25 protein-coding genes are annotated in these 25,226 nt (G+C 42.4%); 11 read left to right on the top strand and 14 right to left on the bottom strand.

The genetic code is table 11. The features are described from left to right. Window positions 1–11 precede the first annotated feature (11 nt). Complete coding sequence (locus NST15_RS03625; RefSeq protein ID WP_025206900.1) at window positions 12–1,904, bottom strand: ABC-F family ATP-binding cassette domain-containing protein; 1,893 nt, start codon at window positions 1,902–1,904, stop codon at window positions 12–14. 133 nt (window positions 1,905–2,037) lie between these two features. On the opposite strand from NST15_RS03625, the gene NST15_RS03620 reads away from it, so the two are divergent. Then, the gene (locus NST15_RS03620; protein WP_144626167.1) at window positions 2,038–3,111 is read left to right on the top strand and encodes a glycosyltransferase family 2 protein; all 1,074 of its coding nucleotides are present in this window, start codon (window positions 2,038–2,040) and stop codon (window positions 3,109–3,111) included. A gap of 179 nt (window positions 3,112–3,290) precedes the next feature. Then, window positions 3,291–4,682, top strand: a complete 1,392-nt coding sequence (locus NST15_RS03615) for an amino acid permease (protein ID WP_008344176.1) — start codon at window positions 3,291–3,293, stop codon at window positions 4,680–4,682. Window positions 4,683–4,718: 36 nt separating this feature from the next. On the opposite strand, the gene NST15_RS03610 is transcribed toward NST15_RS03615, so the two are convergent. Further along, entirely contained in the window at window positions 4,719–4,952 is a 234-nt protein-coding gene (locus tag NST15_RS03610; protein ID WP_008344178.1) for a hypothetical protein, read from the bottom strand. A gap of 6 nt (window positions 4,953–4,958) precedes the next feature. Next, window positions 4,959–5,216 carry a hypothetical protein gene (locus NST15_RS03605; RefSeq protein ID WP_008344180.1) on the bottom strand — a complete coding sequence of 86 codons (258 nt, stop codon included), beginning with the start codon at window positions 5,214–5,216 and terminating at the stop codon, window positions 4,959–4,961. 65 nt (window positions 5,217–5,281) lie between these two features. Here NST15_RS03605 and NST15_RS03600 point away from each other — a divergent pair, with 65 nt between their 5' ends. After that, on the top strand, window positions 5,282–5,761 hold the full coding sequence (locus NST15_RS03600; protein ID WP_008344182.1) for an Hsp20/alpha crystallin family protein: 480 nt from the start codon (window positions 5,282–5,284) through the stop codon (window positions 5,759–5,761). On the opposite strand, the gene NST15_RS03595 is transcribed toward NST15_RS03600, so the two are convergent. Then, the gene (locus tag NST15_RS03595; protein ID WP_017360415.1) at window positions 5,742–5,969 is read right to left on the bottom strand and encodes a hypothetical protein; all 228 of its coding nucleotides are present in this window, start codon (window positions 5,967–5,969) and stop codon (window positions 5,742–5,744) included. The two genes, NST15_RS03600 and NST15_RS03595, sit on opposite strands and share 20 nt — an antisense overlap. A 91-nt stretch (window positions 5,970–6,060) precedes the next feature. Here NST15_RS03595 and NST15_RS03590 point away from each other — a divergent pair, with 91 nt between their 5' ends. Further along, the gene (locus NST15_RS03590) at window positions 6,061–6,465 is read left to right on the top strand and encodes a hypothetical protein (protein WP_056705609.1); all 405 of its coding nucleotides are present in this window, start codon (window positions 6,061–6,063) and stop codon (window positions 6,463–6,465) included. Here the strand turns inward: NST15_RS03590 and NST15_RS03585 are convergent. After that, window positions 6,397–7,827, bottom strand: a complete 1,431-nt coding sequence (locus tag NST15_RS03585) for a DASS family sodium-coupled anion symporter (RefSeq protein ID WP_052320789.1) — start codon at window positions 7,825–7,827, stop codon at window positions 6,397–6,399. The genes NST15_RS03590 and NST15_RS03585 overlap by 69 nt on opposite strands. Window positions 7,828–8,059: 232 nt before the next feature. On the opposite strand from NST15_RS03585, the gene NST15_RS03580 reads away from it, so the two are divergent. Both NST15_RS03580 and NST15_RS03575 read left to right on the top strand, forming a co-directional pair. Continuing rightward, window positions 8,060–10,099 (top strand): penicillin-binding transpeptidase domain-containing protein, encoded by a 2,040-nt coding sequence (locus NST15_RS03580; RefSeq protein WP_138825329.1) that lies wholly within the window; start codon window positions 8,060–8,062, stop codon window positions 10,097–10,099. A gap of 144 nt (window positions 10,100–10,243) precedes the next feature. Continuing rightward, on the top strand, window positions 10,244–11,482 hold the full coding sequence (locus tag NST15_RS03575) for an MFS transporter (protein ID WP_342498861.1): 1,239 nt from the start codon (window positions 10,244–10,246) through the stop codon (window positions 11,480–11,482). Window positions 11,483–11,516: 34 nt separating this feature from the next. Here the strand turns inward: NST15_RS03575 and NST15_RS03570 are convergent, their stop codons facing one another. From NST15_RS03570 to rfbF, 5 genes are read right to left on the bottom strand one after another with little or no spacing between them, the layout of a single operon-like run. Further along, window positions 11,517–12,446, bottom strand: a complete 930-nt coding sequence (locus tag NST15_RS03570; RefSeq protein WP_017360420.1) for a putative nucleotide-diphospho-sugar transferase — start codon at window positions 12,444–12,446, stop codon at window positions 11,517–11,519. After that, window positions 12,447–13,637 (bottom strand): glycosyltransferase family 2 protein, encoded by a 1,191-nt coding sequence (locus tag NST15_RS03565; RefSeq protein WP_342498860.1) that lies wholly within the window; start codon window positions 13,635–13,637, stop codon window positions 12,447–12,449. It lies immediately after the preceding gene. After that, window positions 13,634–14,545, bottom strand: a complete 912-nt coding sequence (locus tag NST15_RS03560) for a putative nucleotide-diphospho-sugar transferase (protein WP_060780857.1) — start codon at window positions 14,543–14,545, stop codon at window positions 13,634–13,636. The genes NST15_RS03565 and NST15_RS03560 overlap by 4 nt, the downstream gene beginning before the upstream one ends. Before the next feature lie 12 nt (window positions 14,546–14,557). Beyond that, the gene (locus tag NST15_RS03555; protein WP_025092661.1) at window positions 14,558–15,529 is read right to left on the bottom strand and encodes a GDP-mannose 4,6-dehydratase; all 972 of its coding nucleotides are present in this window, start codon (window positions 15,527–15,529) and stop codon (window positions 14,558–14,560) included. A 4-nt stretch (window positions 15,530–15,533) separates the two neighbouring features. After that, the gene (gene rfbF, locus NST15_RS03550) at window positions 15,534–16,298 is read right to left on the bottom strand and encodes a glucose-1-phosphate cytidylyltransferase (protein ID WP_243824989.1); all 765 of its coding nucleotides are present in this window, start codon (window positions 16,296–16,298) and stop codon (window positions 15,534–15,536) included. 354 nt (window positions 16,299–16,652) lie between these two features. On the opposite strand from rfbF, the gene NST15_RS03545 reads away from it, so the two are divergent. Continuing rightward, the gene (locus tag NST15_RS03545) at window positions 16,653–16,802 is read left to right on the top strand and encodes a DUF1540 domain-containing protein (protein ID WP_008344201.1); all 150 of its coding nucleotides are present in this window, start codon (window positions 16,653–16,655) and stop codon (window positions 16,800–16,802) included. 200 nt (window positions 16,803–17,002) lie between these two features. Further along, a complete protein-coding gene (locus tag NST15_RS03540) occupies window positions 17,003–18,082 on the top strand; it encodes a DUF3900 domain-containing protein (protein WP_046342898.1) in 1,080 nt (359 codons plus the stop codon). 87 nt (window positions 18,083–18,169) lie between these two features. Here NST15_RS03540 and NST15_RS03535 read toward each other — a convergent pair whose 3' ends face one another. After that, complete coding sequence (locus tag NST15_RS03535) at window positions 18,170–19,345, bottom strand: MFS transporter (RefSeq protein ID WP_342498859.1); 1,176 nt, start codon at window positions 19,343–19,345, stop codon at window positions 18,170–18,172. Window positions 19,346–19,447: 102 nt separating this feature from the next. Between NST15_RS03535 and NST15_RS03530 the strand changes: the two genes are divergently transcribed. Continuing rightward, window positions 19,448–20,356 carry a LysR family transcriptional regulator gene (locus NST15_RS03530; RefSeq protein ID WP_255233699.1) on the top strand — a complete coding sequence of 303 codons (909 nt, stop codon included), beginning with the start codon at window positions 19,448–19,450 and terminating at the stop codon, window positions 20,354–20,356. Between the two features lie 33 nt (window positions 20,357–20,389). Here NST15_RS03530 and NST15_RS03525 read toward each other — a convergent pair whose 3' ends face one another. Next, window positions 20,390–20,869, bottom strand: coding sequence for a YbaK/EbsC family protein (locus NST15_RS03525; protein ID WP_017360428.1), 480 nt, complete (start codon window positions 20,867–20,869; stop codon window positions 20,390–20,392). A gap of 146 nt (window positions 20,870–21,015) precedes the next feature. On the opposite strand from NST15_RS03525, the gene NST15_RS03520 reads away from it, so the two are divergent. Beyond that, a complete protein-coding gene (locus NST15_RS03520; RefSeq protein WP_331833193.1) occupies window positions 21,016–22,218 on the top strand; it encodes an MFS transporter in 1,203 nt (400 codons plus the stop codon). Between the two features lie 13 nt (window positions 22,219–22,231). Here the strand turns inward: NST15_RS03520 and NST15_RS03515 are convergent, their stop codons facing one another. Continuing rightward, window positions 22,232–22,963 (bottom strand): MurR/RpiR family transcriptional regulator, encoded by a 732-nt coding sequence (locus NST15_RS03515; RefSeq protein ID WP_017366780.1) that lies wholly within the window; start codon window positions 22,961–22,963, stop codon window positions 22,232–22,234. Between the two features lie 204 nt (window positions 22,964–23,167). Between NST15_RS03515 and NST15_RS03510 the strand changes: the two genes are divergently transcribed. Beyond that, complete coding sequence (locus NST15_RS03510) at window positions 23,168–24,496, top strand: 6-phospho-beta-glucosidase (protein ID WP_135226981.1); 1,329 nt, start codon at window positions 23,168–23,170, stop codon at window positions 24,494–24,496. 34 nt (window positions 24,497–24,530) lie between these two features. On the opposite strand, the gene NST15_RS03505 is transcribed toward NST15_RS03510, so the two are convergent. Beyond that, window positions 24,531–25,178: a DUF3885 domain-containing protein gene (locus tag NST15_RS03505; RefSeq protein ID WP_144684832.1), complete on the bottom strand. Its 648-nt coding sequence runs from the start codon at window positions 25,176–25,178 to the stop codon at window positions 24,531–24,533. Window positions 25,179–25,226 lie beyond the last annotated feature (48 nt).

Here is a 25,226-nt window from a genome sequence, read left to right as displayed (position 1 = left end):
TTTGCCAACCTTTATTTTTCATTACTTTCTAATTCTTCAATCATCATCGACAGTTCTGTCCAGCGATCCATCGCTTGTTCTAATTCTTCAGCGACGGCTTTTTGCTTGTCCATCAGCTCTTGAATTTTCCCAAAATCACTGCCAGCCTCTGCAATGCTGGCTTCGAGCTGCTGGTGTTTGTCCTCTAGTGCTTGTATCCGATCTTCAATCCCATCCCATTCAAGCTGGTCCTTATAGGATAGTTTTTTCCTCTTTTTCGGTGCAGCTTCTACTTGTTTTTCAGCTGGTTTTGTCTCTGTCCGCTTCTGTTCTTTTTCTTGCTCCATGTAATCGCTGTAAGCACCTTGGAAGTGTGAAATACGTCCATTTCCTTCAAACACAAGCAGACGATGGACGACTCGGTCTAAGAAATAACGATCATGCGACACGGTGATGACTACGCCTGGGAACTGCTCCAAATAATCCTCTAAAATGCTCAGTGTCTCTGTATCCAAGTCGTTCGTCGGCTCATCTAAAAAGAGAACATTCGGCTCTTCCATCAAAACCTTCAATAAATACAATCTGCGGCGCTCTCCCCCTGACAGCTTGCGGATAAACGTGCGCTGCATGGATCTAGGGAATAAAAATCGCTCCAACATCTGCTCTGCTGTCACAATGACGCCATCTGCCGTTTTGACAATTTCAGCTGTTTCTTTAATGTAATCAATGATATTCAGCTCTTCATTCATTTCGTTATGGTCCTGCGTGTAATAGCCAATGCGAACTGTTTGTCCAATGGTCAATTGTCCATTCGTCGGTTCTATTTTACCCGCCAGGCAATTGAGTAAAGTCGTTTTGCCCACTCCATTCGGTCCGATAAATCCGATACGATCCCCTGGCACGACTAAATCGCTGAACTGGTCCACAAGGGTTTGACCAGCAAATGTGATGCTGATCTCTTCTGCCTCAATCACTTGTTTTCCAAGCCGGTGAGAACCGATCGCAAAATCAAGCTCTCCCTTTGCATCAGGTCCCTTTTGATCCTTCAGCTCTTCCACTCTGCCGATACGTGCTTTTTGCTTTGTTGTTCGAGCCTTTGCCCCTCTTCTCAGCCATGCAAGCTCACGTCTAAGCAAATTTTGACGTTTCGTTTCTTTTACTTGAGCTTCTGCTTCTCGTTCCGCTCTTTTTTCTAAAAAGACTTCATAATTTCCTTTATATGTGTAAAGCTGCCCCTGATTTAATTCATAAATCCGATTGGCGACACGGTTTAAGAAATAACGATCATGGGTTACAAGAATGACAGCCCCGCTGTATTGACTCAAATATCCCTCAAGCCATTCAATGGTTGCGTTGTCTAGATGGTTTGTCGGCTCATCTAAAATCAGCAAACCCGCAGGCTGGATTAAGTTTTTGGCGATCGCCACACGCTTTTTCTGTCCGCCTGATAACGCATGAACAGATCGGCTCACATCTTTGACACCAAGCTTTGTCAAAATCGTTTTCGCCGAAAGGTTCGCATCCCATGCGTCGTCCTGATCCATTTTATTTTGCATACGCATAAGCGCTTCTTGTTTTGCCTCGTTTTGTGGATCATGCTCTAAATCAGCCAGCGCCTGTTCATAGGCTTTCATCGTTTGAATCATTGGTGCTGTTCCTGAAAAAATATAGTCGAGAATCGTTTCATCTCCGCTCATTTCAGGATCTTGCTCAAGAAATTCGATATCAAGTGTCCCTGCCTTTGTAATGTCGCCTTCCTCAAATGATTCAAGTCCTGCAATGACTTTTAAAAGCGTTGACTTCCCTGTTCCATTCGGTCCAATTAACCCGATGCGTTCCTTTGGTTCTATATGAAAAGAGATATGATCAAACAGCGTTTTTTCGCCATAGGTTTTATATAATCCTTCTACATTCAATAAACTCATTTTATCAGCCCTTACATAGATTCTTCCTTTATTTTAAATCAGCCAGTAGCAGAAAACTAGTTTTAAAAAAACCCGCTGCTGAAAAGAATGTTTCCTTTTGATGCTCGATACACTATGAAGAGGTGATCTAAAGATGATAACCATTAGTTTATGTATGATTGTGAAAAATGAAGAGGAGGTTTTGGCTGACTGCCTATCTTCTGTTCAAGACATTGTAGATGAGATGATCATTGTTGATACAGGATCAACGGATCAAACAAAGGACATTGCTCACTCCTTTTCAGCAAAGGTGCTCGACTTTGAATGGGTCCAGCATTTTGCAAAAGCACGCAATTTCGCTTTTTCCCATGCGACAAAAGAGTATATCTTATGGCTGGATGCCGACGATGTCCTACTTGAAGAGGACCGGCAAAAACTGCTTCAGCTCAAACAGACGCTAGATCCCGCAGTAGATGCCGTCTCGATGTTTTACCACGTTGGATTTAGCGAGGACGGTCAGGTGAATTTTAAATATAGAAGAAATCGGCTCGTCAAGCGTGCCTTGAACTTTCAGTGGTATGGGGCCGTTCATGAATTCCTTCAAGTGTATGGCAACATTTTTCCTGCTGATATCGCCGTCACCCATCAAAAGCGTAAGAAAACAACCGCTGGAGAGCCTGGACGCAATCTGCGCATTTATGAAAACATGCTTGCAAAAGGCGAAGAGATGACGCCTCGTGATCTCTTTTACTTCGCCAATGAATTACGAGATAACAAGCAGCATGTGAAGGCGATTCGCTTTTATCACAAATTTTTAGCCACAAAACAATGCTGGATTGAGGATGAAATTCGCACATGCCAAAATTTAGCTGACTGCTATTATGCAGTCGGTTTTGAGGAAGCCGCCTTATCCTCCTTATTGCGATCCTTCTTATATGATCAGCCCCGTCCAGAATTTTGCTGCCGGATTGGGGATCATTTCAAAGCACAAAATAAATACAAAGCGGCCATCTATTGGTATGAGCAGGCACTGAAGGCACCTGAAATCGAAACAGCCTTTACACTGACACAATATAAAACATGGTATCCTCACCTTCAGCTTTGCTATTGTTATTATCAGCTCGGTGATTTGGCTCAAGCCAAAACCCATCATCTTGCATCCTCAGCCCATTACCCAACCCATCCGAGTGTGCTGTACAATGAAAAAATATTTGCAGAACAAACGTAAATCTCCTGTTATCACATCCGCCTGTCACATGACGGCGGATGTCTTTTGATACACATTAGACTATTGTGACATTTAACACTTTAGTGATTTAAAGCGTTTTTCAACCAATTGACTAAATTGTCATTTACGCATATACTAACATTCGTCTTACGAAAAGATTTATCCATTAGGAGGTCAACATGAGTTCTTTATTTAGAAAAAAATCTCTCGATCAGCTCATGCTTGAAAGTCAAACGAAGCGGCTGAGCCGTTCTTTGAATACATTTGATTTAATCTTGCTTGGCATTGGCTGTGTGGTCGGGACTGGAATTTTTGTGATAACGGGGGTTGCGGCTGCGAAAGATGCGGGACCTGCGATTATTATATCTTTTATTTTGGCTGCGATCGCATGCGCCCTTGCTGCTTTTTGCTACGCTGAATTTTCCTCGTCCATTCCAGTGTCAGGAAGTGTCTATACGTATTCTTACGCAACACTTGGAGAATTCCTCGCCTTTTTAATGGGCTGGGATTTAATGCTTGAATATGTTGTTGCGCTCTCTGCTGTGGCAAGCGGATGGTCATCCTATTTTCAATCACTGCTCAGTGGATTTGGTCTGCACATACCGAAGGCTTTATCGGCTGCACCCGGAGCCGCTGATGGGGCCATCTTTAACCTGCCAGGCGCACTCATTATTTTACTCATTACCTTTATTGTCTCAAGAGGCGTAAAAGAGAGCACGAAGCTGAATAACATCATTGTGCTCATCAAAATTGCCATTGTCCTCCTCTTTATCATTTCAGGCTTTGCTTACGTTAAACCTGAAAATTGGACACCTTTTATGCCAATGGGCTTCCATGGCGTGATTGCAGGAGCGGCAACTGTCTTTTTTGCTTACCTTGGATTTGATGCAATCGCTAATGCATCAGAAGAAGTCAAAAACCCGCAAAAAGCGATGCCAATCGGAATTATTGGCGCGCTCGGTGTTTGTACAATTTTATACATCGGGGTATCCTTTGTCTTAACCGGCATGGTTCACTATACGAAACTGAATGTCAGTGACCCTGTCGCTTTTGCTTTACAAGTGGTTGGACTGAATAGTGTCGCTGGTATTATATCGGCAGGTGCTATTATTGGGATTACGACCGTGTTAATTGCACTTGTCTACGCTCAGGTTCGTTTAACCTTTGCCATGAGCCGAGATGGACTCATGCCAAAAATCTTTTCAAACGTTCATCCAAAATCGAAGACACCGGTTGCCAACACTTGGCTGACAGGCGCTGTTGCGGCATGTATCGTTGGTTTCGTCAACTTATCAACACTTGCTAATTTAGTCAGCATCGGTACACTTGCGGCCTTTACGGTGATCTCGATCGCTGTGATCATACTCCGGAAAAAACATCCGAATATGAAAACAGCGTTTAAAGTACCCTTTGTTCCTGTTCTTCCCATCATTAGTGCGGTCATTTGTATGATCTTGGCTGCCACACTGAAATGGGAGACATGGCGAGCCTTCCTCATCTGGGTAGCCATTGGTGTCGTTGTGTATTTTACCTACGCAAGACGCAAAAGCCATCTGAATCAAACACAATAGAAAAGAGACACGGGGAATCCCGGTCTCTTTTTTTGTTTAAATCACACTGTTTTTCACTGAATTCGAGTCCACCATATCTGGATCGAGTACGCTTGAAATCGGAATGACAAGCGGTGAACAATCTCCATTGTCCTCACCAAAACCTTGGTTCAATTTCATCGAGAGAAAATAATCGATCTGCTGATAAGGTCCTAGCGTCAGTGATGCCCCCCGATCCATTGCATTGATTTTAAAAGCACCGACATTGACGACTGAGGGTGAGAATAACATCACACATCACTTCCTTGGAATAGGTTTAGCTGCTGGCGAAAAAGAGGCAGGTGAGTCCACTTGATCTCGATCATCTACATGGCTCTTTGTTCCGACAAAACCGCTGGCATCTCCAAAATTCTGTCCGTACCCCTGATTTTTTTTATCTGAGTTTTGCCACTCTGCTAACAAATTTTGTCCGACATTCACCGCCGACGCATTTTCAAAGGAATTAATTTTTAACATGAAAATATTAATATTGATATACGGAGTTGGTTGAACCACAGATAAACCTCCTTTTTATAGGTATATGCGAGCACCCATCAAGTATGTTAACAGGAGGTCTTCACATGGACTTCGAAAAAATGAAGCAGTGGATGGACATTGCCCAGCAAATGCATGGAGATGATTTTTGGAAAATGATATTCGATGATGAGCAAAGATCTCCCTTTATGGCAAATGGTCCGTCTCCCTTTACATTCTCGCAGCAAGATCAGCGAGGAACAGATGCATCGTTTCCACCAGTCGACATTGTGGAAACCCCTACTGAATTTCAGTACTTAATTTATCTGCCTGGCTACCGGAAGGAAGATGTTCAGGTGCTGTCATATGGTGAATATTTAGTTGTAAAAGGACAGCGTTTTTCCTTTTTTAACGAACAAGATTTTCGCCAAAAACAAGGAAAGTATGGTCCGTTTGAAAGAAAAATTCGGCTCCCAGATATGATTCTTGGTCAAATGAATGCGGCCTTTAAAGACGGCGTGCTATACATTCGTCTGCAAAAGGATGAAGGAAAAGCAACTGCGATTATCATAGATGACGAATATTAATACTGACTGCGTCTATTAGATCACGATCATCAATCGTTTCAATCGGCAAGATCGTGATCACGCCATCGGCATTTTGTTCACCAAAACCATTGTTTCTTTTGATCGTCGAGCAGTGATTTCGTACGATCGTCGAACCGAATGTCATCGAGGACCCTGTACCAATCGTATTCGTCTTCATATGGGTAATCTGAATGCGTGTAGGCAGCATGCCCTTCTCCCCCTTCATGTATCTCTATAAGTATATACTTGGTAGCTTTTCCATAGACTAGAGCAAGGCGAAAGAAAAGGTTGTGGTCCACTTGAAACATTTCATTCAATCACTCTTTAAAAAAACCGAAGCAAGTCCATCCCCATCTGTCGTCGAGCTGGAAAAAAGACTCACCGCTCTTGAGCAGAAAATGTCTGCACCTGCTCCGCCTGTCTCGGAGGATACGCACATTCACATTGAATCACTGCATGTGGACAAAATTGACTACCATTTAGAGTTTGGTGAGCTTTCCATTGATCAGCTTAAAGGCAGACTCAACATTGGAGCCACCTATTACACGCCAAAGGACCCGCACCTCAAAAAGGCAGCTTCAGTACCGAAGCCAAAAGAAACAAAAACACCAAAAGTCTCCATTCGATCAAAGTCTTCATCTCAGCACGACCGGAAGCCAGAAATAAACCGCAAGCACAATCGCTACAATACTGATCACATTTAGCCAAAAGCCAGCCTTGACCATATCAGATATTTTCAGCACGTCCGCACTAAAGACAGCCGCATTTGGCGGTGTGGAAATTGGCAACATAAACGCACATGAGGAAGCTAACGCAGCCGCAGCCATTAAGCCGTACGGCTCCATGCCAATTGCAAGTCCAAGCCCTACTGTAATCGGAATGATCATGTTCGCAACTGCTGTATTGGACATAATTTCGGTCATAAATAAAATAGAAGCCGTTAAAATAATCAGCAGCATGAGATACGACAGCCCATTTAAATGCTGTAAATTTTCCCCGATCCATCCTGTTAGATTCGTTTCCGCAAATCCTGTAGCGAGCGAAAGCCCGCCTCCAAACAAAAGCAAAAGCCCCCACGGCAACTGCTTCATATCCTGCCATTCTAGTATTCTCTCTCCATTTGTCGCTGGAATGAGAAATAACAGCATCGCCCCAAAGATTGCGATCGACGTATCCGAGACAGGAAGCCCGCCAAACAAAAAGATTTTAAAGATCCATAAAAAAGCCGTCATAAGAAAAATAGCAAAAACCCATTTTTCTTCTTGTTTCATTTTGCCTAAATCCTCTAAACCCTTCCGTATAAACGCTGCTCCCATTTCCCCTGTGTGCTCTACCTTGAATTGTATCTTGGTCAAATACAGAAATAAGAGAATAAGCAGGACAGCCGCTACCGGAAAACCAAACAAAAACCATTCAAAAAACATAATTTCTCGATCCAACAGCTTTTTTGACATCGCCGCAAAAACAGCATTTGGCACAGACCCAACGAGTGTCGCCAGTCCGCCAATTGAGGCTGAATAAGCGACCGATAATAGGATGCTTTTACTGAATCGGTCAAGAGATGCACCAGACAAAATATCGTTCGCCTTCACCTCTTTAATCACAGCCAGTGCCACCGGCAGCATCATCAGTGCTGTGGCTGCATTTGAAATCCACATAGATAGAAAAGCCGTTGCCATCATAACCCCTAATACAATGCGGTCACTTCTTGTGCCAATGATGTTTAAAATATGTAAGGCCATTCTTCTATGTAAATTCCATTTTTCAATGGCAATGGCAATCATAAATCCGCCCATGTACATAAAAACAATCGGGTCTCCATACGCTCTTGATGTTTGCTCCATCGATAGCCCGCCAAGTGTAGGCAAAAGGATGATGGGCAATAAAGAGGTCGCCGGTATAGGCAAAGCTTCTGTGACCCACCATGTCGCAGTCCAAGCCGTAACGCCCAGTACCACTCTTGCTGCATAGGTCAATTCACTTTCTGGAATGAGCAAAAAAATAAGCAAAAAGAAGATCGGTCCAAGAACAAATCCAGTTAGATTCACTTTTTTATAAACGATCACAATTCCCCCTTCATGAAAACGCTTTTAAAATTTTTCTAATTTTTCACATTCGATGATCACATAAAAAATCCTTTAAATCATAAGAAAAAATGAAGAGATTCTTCAGCAGCAACTGTGTCTTGCTTCATATTTCCACTTCATGTCTTAGTCTATTTTCATAGGAGAAACTATACAAATCCTACACAGTAACTGTAAACTATAGAGGATCTAATCAAAAATTGAGGTGTTTTCATTGTATACAGATCAACGAAAATCATTTTGGAAACAGAAAAAAGTCATCATTCCCCTTCTTAGCATCATCGTGATTGCTGCTGCTCTCTTTTTCTTAAAAGATTCGCTTTTCTCAAAAGAAAAAGAGGCGCTGAAAGCCGCTGAATCCTTTACGAAACATCTGGAGAAAAAAGAATTCACGAAACTGGCAGATGAGGTCACAAGTGGCTCTCTGAAAGCCAGTGACTTTTCTAAAAAACAACTTGCCGAAAAATACGATAAGATCTTTAGCGGCATTGGTGCAAGTGATCTAAACGTCTCAAACGTCAACGTAGAAAAACAGGACAAAGGAAATGGGTATCAATTCACCTATGAAGTCACGATGAAAACGTCACTTGGAAAGCTGAACAAACTCTCTTACAAGGGCGTTCTCTCCGAAGAGGATAACGAGTGGAAAGTAGACTGGAAACCAAATCTCATCTTCCCGCAAATGGAAACGGGTGACACCATCAAAGTGACAACGGATCCTGCGGTACGCGGAAATATTGTAGATCGAAAAGGGCGCACGTTAGCCGAAACAACTGGTGGACACGCACTTGGCATCATCCCTGGAAAGCTCGGGACAGGTACGGAAAAAGAAAGCAACATCAAAAAAATCAGCAACGCTTTTGATATAGATGAAGAGCTGATTCAAAATCAGCTGAAACAAGCATGGGTCACAGATGACACATTTGTCCCGCTAAAGTCTATGTTAGAGCAAAAGCCGATTCCAAAAGACATAAATGGCGTCACCTATCAAACGAAGGAAATGCGCTACTATCCATATAACGAAGCCGCTGCCCATCTGACAGGCTATGTGGGAAAAGCAAATGCGGATGATATCAAAAGAAATCCAGCTTTAAAGGCGGATCAAATCATCGGCAAAACCGGCCTTGAATTCACATTTGACAAGAACTTAAGAGGACAAGATGGCGGAAGCATCCTCATTATCCATGATGAAACAGGTATTGAAGAAACATTACAAAAAACAGACCGAAAAGACGGAAAAACAGTCAAGCTGACCATTGATGCATCTTTACAGAAAAAAGCCTATCAACAGCTGAAAGGTGAAAAAGGGGCTGTCACCATTATGAACCCATCATCAGGTGATTTATTAGCGCTTGTTAGCACCCCTTCTTACGATGTCAATTTAATGACCAACGGGATCACGCCTAAACAATATCAAGCATACAGTGAAAATCCTGATCTCCCATTCCAAGCTCGGTATGCGAGCAGATATGCACCAGGATCCACATTCAAAACCATTACAGCAGCGATTGGACTGGAAACAGGTGTCACAAAACCTAATAAAGTACGCACCATTCATGGACTGAAATGGCAGAAGGATCAATCTTGGGGAAATTATCGCATTACACGGGTACATGACAAAGAACAAGTCAATATGGTCGATGCCCTCGTGTACTCAGATAATATTTATTTTGGACAGGAAGCCCTTGAAATCGGCAAAGATACTTACGAGAAAAAAGTGAAAACATTTGGATTTGGTGATGATTTAAACATGCCGTTTACAATGAAACCGGCACAAGTGTCTAACGACGGAATCAAATCAGACATCTTACTTGCCGACTCAGCATATGGCCAAGGAGAATTACTCATGTCACCAATTGAACAAGTACATGCCTATTCACCATTTGCAACAGGAGGAAAGCTTGTGTACCCTCGAGTCATTCAGGATGAAAAAACCGCATCACCAAAACAGATCATCAAAGAAGATACAGCAAATACGGTGAAGGATGCACTAACTCAAGTCGTCACCAATTCAAACGGAACCGCTCACTCGTTGCAAATAAAAGGGGCTGATATAGCCGCTAAAACCGGAACAGCGGAACTAAAGAGCAAACAAGGTGCGACAGACGGGACTGAAAATGGATTTTTACTTGCGTTTAATCCTAAAAAAGAAGATTATGTCCTCGTCGGCATGATTGAAGGTGTGAAAAACCGTGGAGGCAGTGGACTTGTCATTCAAAAAATGAAGCCTGTCATCGCTTCTTTCTATAAATAACCCTTAAGAGACACACGCTCCATCAAGCGCATGTGTCTCTTTTTTTCTAAATCATGACAATTTGCTATTGTTTTATAGTTCACCTTATGAATAAAATGAGGAGAATGAAAAAAGAAACAAGTTGAATGAAAGGAGGAAGTCTCATTGGCTATTGCTGCTCAAACAAAGAATAAACCTCAAAAAGCGGTCACCGGTTCAACGGTTTATCCTATTTTATTGATTATTGGTATTTGCCATATGCTCAACGACACATTGCAAGCCGTGATTCCTGCCATGTTCCCTATTTTAGAACGCTCAATGGGGCTGACCTTTACTCAATTAGGGCTAATCGCCTTTACATTAAATATGGTCTCCTCTGTCATGCAGCCTGCGATCGGGTGGTACACAGATAAACGGCCGATGCCCTATGCACTGCCTATCGCATTATTTTCAAGTGCTGTCGGCATTTTCGGCCTTGCGTTTGCACCATCATTTGCGACCATCCTACTGTGCGTCGTCTTTATTGGACTCGGCTCTGCGATTTTCCATCCAGAGGGCTCACGGGTTGCCAACATGGCAGCTGGTCCTAGACGGGGTCTTGCTCAATCCATCTATCAAGTCGGCGGAAATACAGGTCAAGCCTTTGCTCCGCTAATCGCTGCATTAATGCTCGTCCCTCTCGGTCAGCCAGGTGTGGCTTGGTTTACGATTGTTGGAATGATTGCTGTCGGTTTCCTTCTTTATATTTCAAGGTGGTACGCAGGAAGACTTCAAACCATTCGAGCACAAGCGAAAAAAGCGCCTGCAAAAGCAGCAAGATCTGAACTTCACCGCAAGTCAGCGCTCACAGCACTTGGCATTATCGTCTTTCTTATTTTCGCGCGTTCTTGGTATGGAAATGCGATCTCGAATTTCTATGCGTTTTATGCGATTGAACAATATGGTTTGACGATTAAAGAATCACAAACTTATATTTTCTTATTTCTTATATTGGGTGCGATTGGGACATTTTTAGGCGGGCCGCTTGCAGACCGCTTCGGCAAGAAAACCGTCATTTTAATTTCCTTATTAGCATCCTTTCCGCTTGCCCTACTTCTCCCATTTGCCGGACCAGTTGTTGCTTATGTTTTACTTGGACTTATTGGGATCATTCTGACTTCAAGCTTCTCTGTCACCGTAGTCTATGCCCAAGAACTATTTCCCGGGAAAATTGGCACAATGTCTGGTTTAACTGTTGGACTTGCGTTTGGTATGGGAGCGATTGGATCCGTTGCCCTCGGCTCATTAATTGATGCAGTCGGTTTAACGCCTACCATGATCGGTGTCGCCTTTTTACCGATATTAGGCATCCTAGCCTTTTTACTGCCAAGCGATCAGACCATAGCGAAATGGAATGAATCATAAAAGGTAAAAACCGCTCAATAAATGAGCGGTTTTTTCATAACTTATAAAAATGCGTGTCAGGAACATGCTTCTTTGCAATAAACCCCTGCTGAAAGTCTGGAAAGACCTTTTGCACCTGTTTAATTTTCAGATGAATCAAATCCGCATACGGAATATACAAATGATCCACAAGAGTGTGTTCTGTCATATAGTAATACCAATTCAGATTAAAGTTCTTTTCATCAATGATCGTAAAGGCAGAAAAATGATAGAACAGCAGTGGACATTCGTCGAGATACATATCTCCTTTCACAACGGAGAGCTTATAGTTTTCAATATTCCAAATCGCTGCATTGGCACCTTTAGATGCCACCACATGGACACCCTCAAAATCATCGACCCATCTTTCAACATACCGCTGATCACCATATGTCTTTTTTTCCGTATCCATTTCTACTGTACAGTGCGCAATGCAGTTCTCTTTCCACTGCGTCACAGCCCGTTTGGCCACATCTGTGTTTCGACAGCCTACAAAGCCAGTATTAAAACGGCCGGATAATTCATAAAAGTGATAGAATCGCTTGGAATTCATATGATCTGTCAAAAATACATGAGCGAGTGGATTTTCTGCAAATATCGCCTCTGGATCATGATAAAAATACAAATCCGTATCCAAATGAGCGAGATAATCTGCATCAGAGGACTCAAGAATTTTGAGTAGAAACGCAGGCTTAAGCGTCCAGCAATACTCGTGGAACGTACGATCCGCCTTTGCTTTTCGCAGCGAATCATCTTCCACATCTTCAAGCTGTTCATATTGGACATGTGGATGAGGAAACTGACTTAACACCTTGTAAGCCAAAGGATCAGCACATAAGACAGAAAGTTTGTATGATTGAGCCGTCTGCTCAAGTGAATGAATCAGCGCCAGCAGCTTAAATACATGGGTATTGGACACAATGGTTGTGAAATGATAGGATGCCATCTACAACACATCCACTTGGAACAAGTCAACATGCAGCAGCTCTTTTGTGAGCCCTTGAATGGCTTCTACCAGCACCGTGCATCCATGTTCCTGTTTGGCAAGCTGGGCCGCCTCTGACAGCTTTTTCAAAGGGAAATGCTTTGCCGTCAGCACGTCCTTTTGATCACGTTTAATGCCCACATTCCGCTCTGTGATCATATGAAGTAGCTCCAAAAAATAAGCAAGCAGATCATCATATGCTGCATTCTTACGCAGCTGGCGAATGTCTTTCACGATATCATTTGTCACGGTATGAGAAAATGGTCCAGAGAAAGCCAAATGAACATCAATCGAATCAATATTGTTGTACTTCTCGCACATATACAAAATGTTATATTTGATGTCATCGAATGACGTTAAATTACTTGGATGTTCCTGATGCACACTTAAAATATCCTCACGCAGCTCAAATGAGAGGCCAAGCTGATGCAGACGAATGCCTAAATCATAATCCTCAAACCCGTATCGAACGATTTTTTCATCAAACATCCCTAGTTCCATGACATGCTTTCGCTTGACGGAAGAGTTATTTGTGATAAAAAATCGCCACGGCAATTGATAAGAACTTAAATCATAGTCGTACGTGTTTAAAATGTCTTTCAGAATATCAATAAATTCGGACTGCAAGTCGAAGCTTCTCTCTAGAAATGCTCCGTTTTTTATTTCCTCCATCGACACAAGAGACGTTTTGTCTTTCATTTTCCGCTGATACAGCCCTTGTTTTTTTAATCGCTTCACATGATCTTTATCAAAACCGGTGTAAAAATAACGGTAGATTCGCTTCCAGCATACACCGCAAATGACACGGTCCTCATGATCAGCATGTGCCTCTGCGTGCTTTTGAATAAATTGGGGCTCTGCCAGCATATCGCTGTCATGGAATATTAAGAGGTCTCCCTCTGCCTCATGAATGGCATGATTGCGCCCCTTGGCAATTCCTTGATTGACAGGAATACGCACCTTTTTGAATGGAAAGTTCACCTCAATGTTTTCGAGCATTTCCATCGTGCCGTCCGTTGACCCATTATCAGCAACAATGACCTCAAATGGAATATCGGTTTCCTGAAGCGTTAAGGAAAAGAGGCTCCCTTCTAAACGCTCTTTCGCATTATAACTCGGAATAATGACGCTGACCTTCGGCTTTTCATTCATGCGCCATCCTCCTCCAGTTTGGCATAGCCGTTAAACATCGGATTGACTTGTTCTACCGATTCAATCACATGACGCAGCACTTCCCGATAGGCTTCTTGGAAAAATGGCAAATCATCTCTTCCTTTTTCATGGATTTGCTGCATATCATCTTTGCTTAAGATCCGAAAACCACTGAAATGATAGCAAATGAGTGGGCTTCCATCCTCAAGCAAAATACGTCCATTCTCTTCCTGATAAGAATGCTGGCCATAATTCCAGTGACCAATATTCACACCCTTTGTTTGAATATCTTCTACTTTTTCAAACAGCATCGGCATATGATCCAAATACCCTTGATCGCCAAATTTCCCCTCTCCAGGCGCATTTTTGCATTCCTTTAGACATTCTTCTTTCCACCAGCTCAGGCACTTCCGGCCGGCTTCATCTCCTTTAAAATGGAGGAATCCTGAATTGTAGCGCCCTAAAAGTTTCTGAAGCATCTTCACTTCCTCTGGATCAAAGCTTGGAATGACAATATCCCCTCTTGATAGAAGCACAGACGCATCAGGCTGGTTTTGAAAAATCACTTGCGGACGCTCATAAAAGAACAAATCCGCATCTAGATACGTCACTTCCTCCGCCTGGTCCTGCTTAAATAGCCACTCAATCCAAATCGGTTTTAATGTCCAGCAATATTCCGAATCATTTCGTTCCTTTTTGATCTCTAGAAGCTCCGGCGTTTCAAGCTCACGCACATGAACAAGATCGACATGCGGGAAATTCATTTGATGAAGCAAATCAAATGCAGCATCATCCATACATAACGTCTTGATGACAGCATCATCTTCTACTTGCTTCAACGATAAGAAAAACGCAATGGCTTGATAAAGTCTTCCACTTGATAGAACCGTACAATATATGCTGTTCATCTGTATACACCTCTATTTTTGAAAGAATTCGCGATACCATTCAATTGTCTTTTCTAACCCTTCATCAATGGAGTAATCAGGCTTCCAATCAAGCAGCTTTCTCGCCTTTTCTGCTGATAAATATTGATGCTTAATCTCATGCGTTCCTTGATTCAAAATACGAGGTTTTAGTTCACTGCCCATCGCCTTTAAGATTTTATCAACGAGCTCAAGCACGGTCAGCTGAATTTCATTACTAAAGTTAAATGCTTCTCCTGCAAGCCCTTTTTCCTCCATTTTTTCAGCTAGCAGTAAATAAGCCTTGACCGCATCTTCAATATAGAAATAATCACGGATAAAGGTTCCGTCACTTCTAATTTCTGGCGCCTTTCCCTCTAACACAAGCTGGATGGTTTGCGGAATGATTCGGTTAAAATTCAAATCCCCGCCTCCATATAAATTACCGCAGCGCGTAATACAAACCGGAAGACCATATGTGTTGTAGTACGTGTGAGAAATTAAATCTGCACAGCTTTTTGACACATCATATGGATGCTTGCCGTTAAGCGGCATGTCTTCATCATAAGGAAGCTGCTCTTGATCCCCGTATGCTTTATCACTCGATGCCACAATCACTCGTTTGATAAGCGGCTGTCTTCTGCATGCCTCCAGCACATTCCATGTTCCTAAAATATTGGCTTCAAATGTAGAGACCGGGTGACGATTTGCGACCCCAACAATCGCTTGGGCGGCCAAATGAAAGACCGTATCAATCTCATATTCTCCTAACGCACGTTCTATCGTTTGCATGTCCTCAAGTGCGCCTTGGACGACATTCATCTTTTCAAATTGACTGCCTTGATATAAGTTCGATCTTGGCACCTGATCACGTACAAGCCCTGTTACGTTTGCTCCTTGATCTATCAATTCCTTGACGAGGTAACTCCCTAACAATCCCGTACACCCAGTCACAAATACGTTTTTCCCATTCCAAAATCCGCTCATGCTGTCACCAAACCTTCCATGGTTGTTTTCCTTCATTCCACATGCCGTTGATTTCTTTCAAGTTTTTATACGTATCAATTGCTGTCCAAAATCCGTGGTGCTCATATACTGCAAGCTCGCCATCATTCGCCAAGTTCTGAAGAGGCTCTGCTTCAAAGACGCACTGATCATCATCTGTTAAATAATCAAAAACCTTTGGAGACAACACAAAAAATCCTCCATTGATCATCCCGATACTGTCTGTCTTCTCAGAGAAGGATTGTGCCATCCCGTTATACACCTTCAGCGTGCCGTACTGTGATTTCTTTTCAATTCCTGTGACAGTGGCAGCTGCTCCAAGCTCTTGATGGCGCTTGAGCAAATGAAACATATTGATATTGGCAAGTCCGTCACCGTACGTCATCATAAATGTCTCATCACCAATATAATCCTGTACCTGCTTTAACCGCCCGCCTGTCATCGTATTCTCACCCGTATCTAAAAAGGTGATTTTCCAATTCTCCGAATTCCCTAAAAGCTTCATTTCCCCTGTCGACATATCCAGCTGCATGCTGTGATGCCGCCAGTCGTAGTTGAGAAAATACTCTTTGATTTTCTCTCCTTTATATCCAAGCAATAAGATAAACTCGTCTACACCGTAATACTGATAGATTTTCATAATATGCCATAGAATAGGCCGGTCTCCGATCATAGCAAGTGGTTTAGGAAGCGCTTGTGTGACCTCACTCATTCTCGTTCCCTTTCCTCCGCAGAGAATGACTGCTTTCATCTTCTCCCCTCATCTCTCTATGAAAATTTTTGATTGAAAACCCTATCTTCATGCGGAAAATCAGTACATGTACCCTTATACTTTGTCCGACATCAGGTTTTGAATCTACTCTATTCATATGTCGGAATAAGAGAGGGTGCCACCTAGCATTTAACTATTTTTACAAACAAAAAAGAGCGAGATTTGCATTCTCGCTCTTTCAAAGTTTAAATTGTATATTTTCAGGGTAGATGGTATGATAAACATGTGCATATACAGCACAAACAGACTCTTTCGATAAAGAGACTACTAGATTGAATGAACTCAAGTGGCAGCTTGCTTCATTCTTAATATGAATCACGGAGGTGAATTCCCATGGCACAAAATGTACTTTGTGAAGTGAACTCTTGCCGTTTTTGGGCTGACAACAGCTGTACAGCCTCTACAATTAAAATTGGTAAAAGCACAATGACTGACGTGACTCGCAATGCTGAAACGGATTGCGAAACATTTGAAACAAAATAATACATGATTTTCTGAGATGAAGGAACTGGCAGGTTCCTTCTTTTCTTTTATCATTCTATCAAGAATGATAATTATTATCAAGCGTTTTTCACGAAACATTTCTCGGGAAATAATGACACGATATTTCTCCATTCGTTGACGATTTTCACTCCTTTTTCTATACTCAACATATCCAAAGAAGAAAAAGTGGTGACCAATCAGTGGATTTTACGATACGATTTCTATCATTCTATGTCGTTGAAATAGAAGGCAAAGAGGAACAAGCAAATAAACGGTTTAAACATTATCAAACATTAGACCAAGAAGAATTTGAACAAAGTGAGCTGAAGGACTTTCTAGACGGTGAGCTTAAAAAAATCGTCAAACGAAAAGTGGACAGACACCCTAAGTCTGAGCAAGTACCGACTAAAATTGGCCGATTTATTGTCGAACCCGGGCATGAACTCGATTCAAATCCAAACTACAATTTATTTCATCAGACGAGATTTGCAGATACAAAAGAAGTATTTAACGAATGCAGTGAACAATTTGTTCGCACCTATTTAGATACAAGTGCTGTAAGAGGCGGCGTGTTTTTGGTTGCATCTGCGGCTCCTAAAAAGTATTTCGATGACTCTTTTGTCTTTATCATGAAATGCGATTTTGAACAGAAAGTCGCTTCTATTGCTGATACATCTACCTTGATCAAAAAAGTAGAAATGGCGATTACAACAAAAAACATGAAATCGATTCAATACCCGTTTATGCCAGAAGAGGGCATGACAGAGGAAGCCGAAGTGAAAATTCACCAATCCTCACACGCTCGTTATTTTGAAGACTTTCTGAAATTCGTCGAATACGGGGAATCGATGCCTGAAATCATGAAATCACAGGTCATGAATATGGTGCAGGAACATGTATTTGAAACATTTCAGGATGAAAGTGAAGAATTAAAACAATTTGAAGAGGACCTTGAAATATGGGAAGCAAGTGAAAAACGGGAGATTCGGGAAACACTCGATACAGAACAGGTCACGCTAGCAGCTTCTCATATTGTGGAACAAACCCCTGATATCACGATGAAGATGCGTCTAGGCGAAACAGAAATTAAAGGACTTTTAGCCGACTTCGGCCACTCGATTCATATCGCAAAGGTCAACAATCGATATGTCGTGCTCGTTGAAGCAGATCAAATTGTATTTGAAAAAGGAAGCACACCTGTTGAATTCCATAAACCCAATGGATTGAAAGAGGTCGTCAGCCAACTCACGCAAAAAGCCTATGATTCAGACTTAGAATAAGAGAATATGACTGCCTCCTGCGATCAGCTGCATGAGGCAGTTTTTTATATAACGCTTTATTTTTTACACTGCACTAGAAGAAACATGCTACCCGCTTCTTATCCACATGCTGACGAGCATTAAGCTTATGATAAGCATCAGCCAAAAGACGCTGTTTGTTCCGAAAAACTGGATCAACGTATACCCACACAAAGGTCCTAAAGCAGCCCCCATATCTTGAACAAAAGAATAGCTGGCGAGAAAGCGGTTCTTATCTGTTTGAGCAGAAGCTTTTTGAAAGGCAAGTGTATCGGTGAACGTTGTGACTATTGTTGCCATCAGCTGCATCAAAAGCAGCATCAATAGGAACCAGCCGCTTACCTTCAGCATGATCACAAGAAAACTGAGCCCTCCAAATGAAAGAAACATCCAGCTTAACATTCGTTCCTTCATCACAAGACGATCAAACCATTTACCCGTTCTCGGTGCGAGAAATGGTTCCCATCCCCACCTGAGCGCTTGAATAACACCGCTTAAAGCCGAAGCTCCGATGACAAAGCCAAACAAAGTCAATTCATCTTGGTCAATCTTTGCTTCAATGACATGACTCAGCGTGGATGCGAATAAACCTTGGATGATCAGTGCGATCAGCATGCCTGTTATCAGTACTTTTACCACATCTCGTGTCAACCACTTCTGTTTGATGCCATGATACACCTGCGTGCCTTCTCTCTTTTCAATTTCTTCTAACGATACATAAAAAATGCAGCCCATTAATGTGAGTAAGCCAAAGACAAGCGTCATGGACTGAAAACCGATCAAGCTGGCAAGGATTCCACCAAATAACATGCCAAATAAACTGCCAAGCCGGTAAAGCCCATTATAAAGACCCGTCAAATGTCCTTGTGAGCCTTCGTCCATTTCAGCCAAGACCCTCATCCCACTCATACGGAGTAACGTCCAAGCGAGACCCCATGCACAGCGGCAAATCAATAGCAGCCAAAATCCACTCATACCATATAATATCGTGGTCACTGACGCGATCAAAATTGCGATCAGTACACCGGTCTTCATTGGAATATATCGATAAAGCCACCATACGACAGGTGCTAGCGGGATACGAATGAATCGGTTGATAGACAGCAGTAACCCCACCTCCCAAATGGATGATAAACCAATCTCTTTCCAATAGACCGGGAGAACAATATAGAGCATTGAATCCCCAATAAGGGCAAATGCTGTGATGAGCGCAATTGACACCACTTGCTTTTGACGATGATCCATTTTTCTTCCCCCTTCGCTACCTTTACGATAAGGGATACCTTATAATAAATCTAATGAATGTTTTTGATTGAATCATCAAAATAATTGATAGGCGGTGCAAAGATGAATTTACATGCCCTCCGTATTTTTGCAAAGGTAGCCGAAACAAAAAGTGTCACTCAAACGGCAGACGTGCTGTCTTTGACGCAGCCTGCTGTGACGGCACAATTACGAAGCATTGAACGAGAGATCGGCTTTCGTCTTTTCAAACGAAACGGCCGGGGGATTACATTGACGGAGATGGGAAAGATCCTGTATCCATATGCCCGGCAAGTATTCGAGGCGGAAAAAGAAGTAGAATATCAGATCACCCTTCTGCAAAACGGAAAAAAAGGAAGACTCAGAATTGCTTCTACCTACGTACCACTTAACTTTTTGCTGCCTGATTGGCTTGCCTCTTTTAAAACAGCATCGCCACAGACAGACATTGAATTAAAAAGTGGAAACTCCGCTCAAGTGATCGAAAGCCTGCTTCAATATCAATCAGATGTGGCGATCGCCGTAATAGAGGATCTGCACCACGAAGATCTTCACACCTCTCACTTAACTGATTTAAGTTATGACTTTATCGTGCCTGTGGATCACCCGTTAAATGGACAAACCGTCCCCCTAGAACGCCTAAGCCATGAACCCTTTTTAATGCGAGAAGAAGGCAGTTCGACGAGAGACAAGCTTTTTTCCCTTTTTACCGCTAAAGGAATTAAAAAACCGACCGTTGATTTACAATTCAGTGGTGTCCACGAAGCCATTCAAATGATCAAAGCTGGCTATGGCATTACCCTTGTTCCTCGTGACGCCGTTCAGCGAAGCTTAGAACGTGGAGAAATTGGGCGTGTGTATATCGAAGGAATTGACATTATCAGGCCTGTTGTGGTCTGCAAACGGGCGAATGACCTTGAGGAAAATAGGACGGTGAATGCTTTTCTGCAAATGAAAGACATCGGACCCTTTACAACACCTGACTCCAATTAAAAAAGTGCCTGCTTCAGCAACAGGCACTTTTTTCTATTCGGATGGCTGAACAAGATCAAATGGGACCGCCTTTGAGGCTATCACTAATTGTTCTGGTGTGATGAGGATTTCATTTCCCCATTCTCCTGCTCCAACGCCTAATATCTCTTCTTCTAATAGCGATGCTTCGATAATCGTGCGGAACCCTTCAGGTTGCCAACAAAATGGCGGAATAGAGCCAATCCGATAGCCCGTCACTTCAAGCACCGTGTCAGGTGAAGCCATTTTGATATTACGAGAGCCGGCGGCTTTCTTTAGTTTCCCTGATTTGATGTGCTGGTCAGCACCAACCATCACAAGCAGCTGCTCCCCTTCCCCTGTTTCAAAGATCAATGTTTTGATCATTTGTCTTTCTCTAAAACCAAGAGCTGCCGCTACATTCGCTGCGCCCTTCTCTGTGTCGGCAGAAAATGTTTTGATGTCATACGGGATGCCATGCTTGTCCAAAAAGTCATGTGCTGGTAATTTTTTCAATGGATTGAACCCCTTTCCTTACGATGTTCTTTCATTTAGCTTATCACAATCCTCTCATCCTTAAGATGTATTTTTCAATGGAAAACCTCTGCACACTTCGCCAACATGCTATACTGAACTTGTTTTTGAAAAGGAGTCGGTTGGATATGGGAAATAAGTTTTGGTGTTATACAGGCAGTAAAAGCCTTCTCATGCTAAGTGATATTCTATTTTTGATGACAGTCACATTGGTTATTTATCAAGATACACAATCTGTCGCCTATGCGGCTGTATTTCCGCTCATAAGAACACTATGTCAGCTATTGGCTGGGCTCCTCTCTCCTGTTTTGACAGAACTCTTTCAAGCCAAGCGTCTATTGAAATGGGTCCCTCTTTTACGTATTGGAATGCTCGTCGTATTCACGACCCAATTTGATTTCTTTCAGCAGCACCTGATCTGGCTGTTTAGTGCGTTCGTTTTGATTTCCATCACAGGTGGGTTCATCAGCCCTTTATTACAGGCCATCATGCCGATACTTGTGCCAGAAAATCAGCTTGTGAAAGCGAACAGTACAGCCTCCGTTTTTTATCAATCTGTTCAAATCGCCGGCTATTCGTTTACTGGAATGCTCGTCCTGTTGATTGGTCCATCTTATTTAATGTGGGCCTCTTGTTTCATGATTGTGTTGTCCTATCTATTGATCATCCCTGTTTTTTCTCTACTCAAGCAAGAAGACACGGTTCAAAAAGAAAATAAGATGAACGGGTTCAAAGATGGCTGGAAGATCATTTGGACAAACAAAACGGTTCGCATCCTGACTTTCATGGATGTTAGTGAAAATATTGCAGGTGCTTTGTGGGTCGGACCAGTTACGCTTGCCTTTGTCACACTTGTTTTAAATGAAGGTGCGGAATGGTGGGGATATATCAATGCCGCATATTATATAGGTGCCATTATAGGCGGACTCATGGCTGCATGGCTAAGTCAGTTTATTCAAAAACAACTTCTCCTCTTTATGGCAGCGGGCTCTTTTATTTATGCAGTGCTGACGATCCTATTTTCACTAAACAGCCTGCCATGGCTTGCATTGCTGCTCTGTATTTTAATGGGGCCTGCCTATCAAATTCGAGATGTCTCTCAGCAAACCATTCTCCAAACGGAAACACCAGTCCATGAGTTATCAAAGGTGTATTCGGCTCAATACGTGCTCTCTTCTATGTCTGTCAGTTTATCTATTTTCTTTGTTGGATTAATTGCGGATACATTCGGAGCGAGATTTGTGTATTTGTTAGGCGGACTGTTTGTACTCATCTGTTCCGGGATTGCCATCACCGCTTTCATGATGCAGAAAAAAAGAGCCACTGTTTAAGGCAGCGGCTCTTTTACTTTTCTTTTAACATCGCAAACATGTCACGCGCCATTGCTTCTAGGATATACACAACGGGTGTCTGTGTGGTGATGTTGGCTCTATGGACTCGTTCGTCTGTGACGTAATAAGCAATATTCAAGTCAGAAATACGAGAAATTGTACAGTGCTGATTGTTTGTAATACTAATGATCGTGCTGCCTTCTCTTTTTAGTTTCGAAATATGATCAATCGTAATACTGTTCTCTCCTGATACCGACAGCACAATGGTGACACTATTGTCTAAATACTGCATATTCATCGGGAAAAACGGATCGTTGATGTAGAATGAAAATTTCTCAAGACTTGAAAAGTACCTTGCCCCATACTGCGCCAAAATACCAGAACTGCCCGTCCCAATAAACAGCACATTCTTTGCATCCGCAATGAGCTTCGCTGCCTCTTTAATCTTCTCTTCAAAATCTCCTTTAAGTGTCCGTTCGATAAATTCATACAGGAAATGCTGCGTGCTTTTCAAAGAAGGTGTTTGTTCTGCTTCTAAATACATTTTGAGCTTCACCTTAAATTCTGAAAAGCCTTCACAATTCACTTTTCGACAAAAGCGAAGGACAGATGAGGTCGATATATGTGCGGCATCTGCCAAATCACGAATTCTCATATAGACGACTTTTTCACTGTTTTCCATAATGTATCGGTATAAAGCGCTTTCTAGTTCATTAAAGCTGGAAATGACCTCACTTGAAAACATCTGACTTCCCCTTTCTCCAACAACATGACACAAGACGTTTCTTTTATGTAACAAATCTCTAAATAGGGCACCCTTGCCTAAAGACGCTGAAACCGTTTACGCACAAGGTACTCTCACGATAAGCTATAAATGTACAAACAAATGATAAAAGATTGATTCACTCTATTATAACATTGTGCGTTACATTATTCGGAGGTGCAGAACATGACAAAAGGATTAAAGGTTGTCACAATCGGCGGAGGATCAAGCTATACACCAGAACTTGTCGAAGGATTCATTAAACGGTACGATGAATTTCCAATTAGCGAACTTTGGCTCGTCGATATCGAAGCAGGTAAAGAAAAGCTTGAGATCGTCGGAAATCTTGCAAAACGCATGGTAAAAAAAGCGGGACTTCCAATCGAGGTTCATTTAACTTTAGATCGCCGGAAAGCACTGGTAGACGCTGATTTCGTCACAACACAATTCCGCGTCGGATTACTGGAAGCACGTATGAAGGATGAACGCATTCCTTTAAAATATGATGTCATTGGTCAAGAAACAAACGGTCCAGGCGGTCTATTCAAGGGTCTGCGCACCATCCCTGTCATTCTTGAGATTGTGAAAGACATTGAAGAATTATGCCCGGATGCTTGGCTTGTGAATTTCACAAATCCAGCTGGTATGGTCACAGAAGCCGTACTTCGCTATTCAAACCACCGCAAAGTCGTTGGCTTATGTAACGTACCAATCGGCATTCGCATGGGCATCGCCAAAGGACTTGATGTCGACGCAAGCAGAGTCGAAGTCAGCTTTGCTGGATTAAACCATATGGTCTTTGGACTGAACGTGTTCTTAGATGGCAAAAGCATCATGGATCAAGTGATCGAAGACATGGCAGATCCAAACTCCACCATGTCCATGAACAACATTCAAGCGATTCCGTGGGATGCAGATTTCTTAAAAGGGCTTGGTGTGATTCCTTGTCCGTACCACCGCTACTATTACAAAACAAGTGATATGCTGGCTGAAGAGAAAAAAGCAGCAGCGAATGAGGGAACTCGTGCAGAAGTCGTCCGTGCACTAGAAAATGACCTGTTCGAGCTTTACAAAGATCCTGATCTTGATATTAAGCCACCACAGCTTGAAAAACGAGGCGGTGCTTATTACAGTGATGCAGCATGTAACTTAATCGCATCCATTTATAACGACAAGCATGACATTCAGCCTGTAAACACCATCAACAATGGCGCCATCAGTGACATTCCAAATGATTCTGCCGTTGAACTGAACTGTGTCATCACAAAAGACGGCCCAAAACCAATCGCTGTTGGTGAAATGCCGGTCGCTGTCAAAGGACTTATTTCTCAAATTAAATCTTTTGAACGTGTAGCCGCTGAAGCAGCCGTGACAGGTGACTACAACACAGCACTTGTCGCCATGACCATCAATCCGCTCGTCCCATCAGATGCCATTGCAAAAAGCATCCTAGATGAAATGCTAGAAGCACACAAAGACTACTTACCACAGTTTTTCAATAAAGTAGAAGCATAAAAAGAAGCCGCACTTGTCAAAAGTGCGGTTTTTCTTATTTCCCGGCAAACAACTGATCCATCTGAGCACGGTCATAGTCTAAGAGCCAGTGCTGTAAACCTTCATAAACTGGACGCAGATGTTCTGGATCTGCCGCAATAAGATCACAACCTCGATCATCATATAAGTGGAAAATCATCTGTTTTGAGAGATTGATGAGATAAATGTCATAACCAAGCTTTCCTTTCAAGATTTGATTCGGTTTGTAGAAATCCTCTTGGCATATGGCTTGTAATAGCGGGCGCAATCGAATATCTTGCAACTGACACTTGAGTGTAAATCTCTCTATTTTCATTGTTTCTTCTTGTTTTGGTTGTATATAGGTCAAACGCTCGTGACGCAATCGATGACGCACTTGTCGGTCGGCATATTTCTGATAAACTAGGAGCTTTTGCTTCGTTAATTCATGTTCATGCTGCGTATAGACATCCGTGACAAGTAGAATATCGTCTTCTGGATCAAAAGCATATCTGATAATTTTTAAAGCCCGATCGCCTGCTTTTTCTAATACAACCGATTCTTCTCCTAATGACCAATCTGCCACTTCAAAGCGAAGACCAAAAGGCCACTTATAAAAAAGAGGCGGCGCGAGGACAAGTTCAGGAAAATGACTTTTTAAAAAACGATTGGTTTGATCGCTCATCTCATGTCCTTCCATTGGTTTTATTTCTTATTTTACCGTTGAAACTGA

This window comes from Bacillus sp. FSL R5-0820, from assembly GCF_038593385.1.
Taxonomy (GTDB): Bacteria; Bacillota; Bacilli; order Bacillales; family Bacillaceae; genus Bacillus; species Bacillus altitudinis.
This window is presented reverse-complemented; position numbering and strand designations above follow the sequence as displayed.